The organism is Streptomyces lothianensis (assembly GCF_047779955.1).
Classification (GTDB): Bacteria; Actinomycetota; Actinomycetes; order Streptomycetales; family Streptomycetaceae; genus Streptomyces.
This window is the reverse complement of the sequence record NZ_JBLMKT010000095.1, coordinates 1-4,773: the sequence shown is the minus strand read 5'-3', so window position 1 is coordinate 4,773 and position 4,773 is coordinate 1. Positions and strand designations below refer to the sequence as shown.

Sequence of the window (4,773 nt, the reverse complement as noted above, 5' to 3'; positions counted from 1 at the left end):
TCGAAGTCTTCGCCCATGTCGTGTTCGTCGGCATCGGCATCGTCTGCCCCGTGGACGGAGCGGTAGCGGTCGAGGGCGGGATAGAAGCCGTCCCTGTCGCCGGTCAGGCGCTCCCACGCAACGGCGGTCACATACCCCACCTCTTCGTAGAGCACAGCCTCCTGATCGCCGGTTGCCGCTGCGCGCCGGATGTCGGGATGCTCTGCGAGATCGTCAGGGCAGCGCACCACACGCTCGTACCAGGCGCGGCCCAGACCGATGAGACCAGCTTTGAAGTCCATGAAGGAATCGTCCGAGCAGCCCCCGCCGATGAGATAGCCGGCCGCCCACACGTCCCACCGGTCGATCGCCGTATCTAGCCGGTCCATGCACGCCTCGAAGGCCAACACGTGCTCCTCGCCTTGCGCGGCCAGCAGATCGGTCAGTGCTGCGTGCAGCGGCGCATCAGCCGTGCGGGCGGTGTCGATGAGCTGCCAGAACGTGTCCGTGTCCATGGCAGGTGACTGTGCCACGCCCCACTGACAGCAGCGCCGGCAGCGCGTACCACACCACACTGATCGATAACCGGACACCCAGGGATGCTCCGCCGTCCCGACACCGCCTGCGGTGCCATGGAAGTGACGCCCCGCCATGACAGGTCGCTGACGGCGAGGCCTGGACGGTGACCCAATGGCTGACCATGACCCCACAGGCGTGACGAACCCACCGCTGGCCAGCCGGCGCCTGGCACGCTCCCAAGCCCTATCCCGTCTGCAGGCACTCGATAGACGCGGGGAGCTGACCACCGCCCATGTCCGTCTGGTCGCGTCGCCGGTGGGGGTGTCGCTGAGGACGGTGTGGCGGTGGCTTGAGGCCGCCCGTGTCGAGGGACGCACCGGCCCGGCCGAGCGAGACCGCTTCACGATCACGCCCGAGTTGCATGCGCGCTTGGCCGCCTGGTGTGGGAACGCGGCCGCGGTGCACCGGGAACTTCAGGCCGAGTATGCCGAAGCCGTCGCCGAGGGCCGTGAAGTTCCCCAGTCGCCGCCGTCGTTGGCGACGCTGCACCGGGCGATCCGCCTCGACCTGAACCCCGGCCAACGCGCCGCCCTCGCAGGAGGAGAACGCGCGAGGCGGCGCCATGACGTTCACCTGCGCCGCCCGAAGCAGTGGCGGAACGCCTGCTGGGAGGCCGATCACAAGCACATCCCCGTCGCCGTGCTTCTCGACGGCCAGCGGGTGTTCCCGTGGGTGACGTGGTTCGTGGACTGCGCGACGAAAGCGATCACCGGAGCGGCGATCACCCCGCACCAGCCTTCCAGGGACGCGATCCTGGCCGCACTCAGGATGGCCCTGCAACGCGACAACAACGACGAGAACACCGCCTTCGGCCCGATCGGAGGCCTGCCCGCCCTCGTACGCATCGACCGCGGCTCCGACTTCCTCTCCCACACCGTCGCCCAAGCCCTGGGCGCGTTCGCGGTGCCGATCCAGGACCTGCCCGCCTACCACCCGGAGCTGAAGGGGACGGTGGAGAACCTGAACCGCTGCGCCCAGCGCATGTTCTTCGCTGCGCTGCCCGGCTACACCCACGCCCCGACCGCCTCAATGCGCCCGGGCACCACGCGGGGCGGCCGTGTGCCGGTGGGCGAGTTGATGGAGTTCTCTGTGTTCGTCGAGCAGCTGCTGGAGTGGATCAGCTGGTGGAACACCGAGCACGCCTCCCAGGCGCTGGGCGGGCGTACGCCGCTTGAGGCGTGGCAGCAGGACCCCACCCCGATCCACGACGTCGACCGCTCTCTGCTGTGGGCGTTCACACTCGAAGACGACGGCCGCATCCGCACGCTAACCACCAGCGGCGTGCGATTCAACAACCGGTACTACGTGGGGGAGTGGATGGCCGGCGACGCGGACGCCGGCACGAAGGTGCGGGTGCGCTGCCTTCCCCATCACGACCACGAGATCGAGGTCTTCGACGCCGCTACGGGCAAGCACCTGGGCACGGCCCACCTGGCCGGTGCGGCCACCGACGCCCAGCGCCGGGCACTGCGCCGCAGCAAGGACGCCGAGAAGCGACGCCTGGCCCGCGCCCTGGCCCAAGCCTCACGGCATACCCGCCCGAAGTACGCGGCCGTGACCCAGGCCGAACAGCCCACACGCCTGGGCACCCTCACCTCGGCCGAGGCCGACCAGGCCCTGACCACAGCCCACCTGACCAATGCGGCTGAGCTCTCCCTGCCCGACCTGATCCCGCCCACCACCGTGCCGAGTCACTGGCGCACCCCCGCCCCGCGCTCCGCGCGTTCCACAAACCCAGGCGAAGGCGAACCCATCCAGGAGGAACAGCAGTGACCACCACCCTGCCCCCAGCCGAGGGTGATCAGTACCTGAAGCTGCCCGGCGCGCACATCGTCGCCACCCGCGCCCTACTCAGGGCACGGGAGAACCTCGTCGACACGATCGAAGCGAGAGCGATGATGTGCGTCTACGGCGGCGCGGGCTTCGGCAAGACCCTCTCGGTCAACACCTGCCTGCGCGAGCTTGAACCCGACGAAGAAGTCAGAAGGATCGCGTTCCGCTCCCGCCCCACCGCCCGCGCGGTGCGCCACGAGATCTTCGCCGCGCTCGACCTGGCCGGCACCCCGCCCGCGCATCCGTCGGAGTTCGACCATCTCCTCAAGGACGCCCTCGCGGCCCGCCCGCGCACACTGATCGTGGACGAGGCCCAGTGGCTCAACTCCGAGGCCTTCGAGTACTTCCGCTACCTATGGGACGACTACGCCACCCAGCTGGCCATCGTCTTCGTCGGCGGCCAGGGCTGCTACACCGTGCTGCGCAAGGAACCAATGCTCGCCTCGCGGATCTTCATCTGGCAGAAGTTCTCCCGCCTCACCCCCGAGGAGGTCCTCGAGACCATCCCGCTGTTCCACCCAGTGTGGGAGAACGCAGAACCCGACGACATCCTCTTCGCCAACACGCACGCCGCCCACGGCAGCTTCCGCGACTGGGCCTGGCTGACCGCCCAGATACGCCTCGGCCTCAAACGCCTGGGCAGGCAACGCGTCGACCAAGAGGTGCTGCGCTGGGCCTTCGCCCGCCTGGGGGAGGCATGACGCCCACCGCCAGCAGCACGCACACGCGTCCGGCTCCACCGAGTCTTGGCCCGCAGCATTTCCTGTCGCTCCCCGGTGCCCGGACCGTCCCGGTGCCCGCCCACGACGCAGTCGCCCGCGCTGTGGAGCAGACCCTGGCCGAGCAGGCCGTCATGTGCCTCTACGGCGACGCAGGCTGCGGCAAGACCTACGCCCTGCAGACTGCACTCGCCTCCCGCCCCGAACTGCCCGGCGACGTGCGCATCTGCCACCTCAGCCCGCGCCCTGCTCCGACCCCGACCGCTCTGCGCGCCGAGCTGCTGCTCGCTGCCGGTCTCCCCATCCCGACGACGCGGGACCCGGGCGTCCTGGACACAGCCTTGCGCACCCAGCTCGCCGCGCACCCGCACCTGCTGGTGGTGGACGAGGCCAGCCGCCTGACCACCGACTGCGTCGAGTACCTCTGCTTCCTCTTTGACGACCCCACCACCCAGCTCACCCTCATCCTCGCCACCAGCACTAAGGGCTTCCGCATGCTGCGCCGCCAGCCCCTGCTGGCCACACGCACCACCCACTGGCTGCAGATCCACCCGCTCACCTACGGCGAGGTACGCCGCGCCATCCCGCAGCTCCACCCACGATGGCACGACGCCGGCGAGGCCGTCCTCGACCGCCTCGACGTCCGTCACGGGCACGGCAACTTCCGCCGTTGGGCCCAGATCACCCACCACACCCTGCGCCTCGAACACCGCGCCTCGCCCCCGGCAAGCACCCTGCTGGAGACGACGCTCGACGGCTGTCTCCCGCCGCACGAAGACCTTCGATGACACCCACGAGACCCCCGACGCCTCCGCCCGTCACACTGATCATCGACGTGGACGACGACACCAGCGTGCTCCAGGCGGCCCAGGCCAGCTCCGACCCCCAGGCCGGTCGTGTCACGGTCGACCTCACTCCGCACACGCCCCGCACCGCCTACCTGCCGCGGGACATCCTGCGCGCCTTGGGCCGCACCGACTACCAGCCCACTGCATCCGAGCCCATCACCGCCGCCCCCGCCTGGCGGGCCGCCGCCTGCTGGATCACCGTCCTGTGCATCCGCCGCCTCGTCATCCTGCGCGCCCACCACCTCGCCGAGGCCCGCACCCGCCACGTCGCCCAGCTACGCCAGGACACCGGCATCCACCTGATCCTGATCGCCCAGCCGCCCACCCGTACCGCCGCCGCCCGGCTGCGCACCCGGCTCGCCCGCCACCACCTCGACCACGACCTGCAACAGATCACCGACAGCCACGAGGCCCTCAATCTCCTTGGCCCGGCCGCCCCACACCGCCCCCAGCCTGCTCCGGACTGCACCACGCCTCTGCCCGACCTGCCGCGCCTTCCCCTCGCCCGCTTCCGCGCCGAGCTGCGCCGCCGTCTGCCCGCCGCGGACTTCGCCCGGGCCGACGCCCAGTACCGGGCCGGCCTGTACGCGGCCAGGGCCTACCTCGCCCGCCATCCGGTTCTGCCCGCCCAGCAGGACCTGGAGTTCTTTCTGTCCCGGCTGACGACCAGCAGCCCCAGCCCGCGCCACACCCTGACCCGGCTGCGCGGCGCCCAGGCCAGCTTCCTGCGCGCCGGTCTCCTCCTGGACCTCCCCGGCGGCCTCGACGCGGCCACGGGGCCGGGCATCACGACGCGCCCGTTCACGCCGTACACG

General features: G+C 70.6%; 4 protein-coding genes and 1 pseudogene. 4 read left to right on the top strand and 1 reads right to left on the bottom strand.

Annotated elements, in window-relative coordinates; all coding sequences use genetic code 11:
* On the bottom strand, nt 1–494 hold a 494-nt coding region (locus tag ACLF6P_RS29680), incomplete at its 3' end, for a DUF4240 domain-containing protein (RefSeq protein WP_415954513.1).
* 175 nt (nt 495–669) lie between these two features.
* On the opposite strand from ACLF6P_RS29680, the gene ACLF6P_RS29675 reads away from it, so the two are divergent.
* The 4 genes and pseudogenes from ACLF6P_RS29675 to ACLF6P_RS29660 form a co-directional block, all read left to right on the top strand.
* Nucleotides 670–2,331 carry a Mu transposase C-terminal domain-containing protein gene (locus ACLF6P_RS29675; protein WP_415954512.1) on the top strand — a complete coding sequence of 554 codons (1,662 nt, stop codon included), beginning with the start codon at nt 670–672 and terminating at the stop codon, nt 2,329–2,331.
* The gene (locus tag ACLF6P_RS29670) at nt 2,328–3,092 is read left to right on the top strand and encodes an AAA family ATPase (protein WP_415954511.1); all 765 of its coding nucleotides are present in this window, start codon (nt 2,328–2,330) and stop codon (nt 3,090–3,092) included. Before ACLF6P_RS29675 ends, ACLF6P_RS29670 begins: the two co-directional genes overlap by 4 nt.
* Before the next feature lie 92 nt (nt 3,093–3,184).
* Entirely contained in the window at nt 3,185–3,898 is a 714-nt protein-coding gene (locus ACLF6P_RS29665) for an AAA family ATPase (RefSeq protein ID WP_415954510.1), read from the top strand.
* A pseudogene (locus ACLF6P_RS29660) lies at nt 3,895–4,773 on the top strand (hypothetical protein); the annotation flags it as partial. The gene ACLF6P_RS29665 and the pseudogene ACLF6P_RS29660, both read left to right, overlap by 4 nt.

Bases quoted from the DNA above. Each gene is read 5' to 3' on its own strand.
- ACLF6P_RS29675 (WP_415954512.1), top strand. From the start codon at position 670: ATGGCTGACCATGACCCCACAGGCGTGACGAACCCACCGCTGGCCAGC.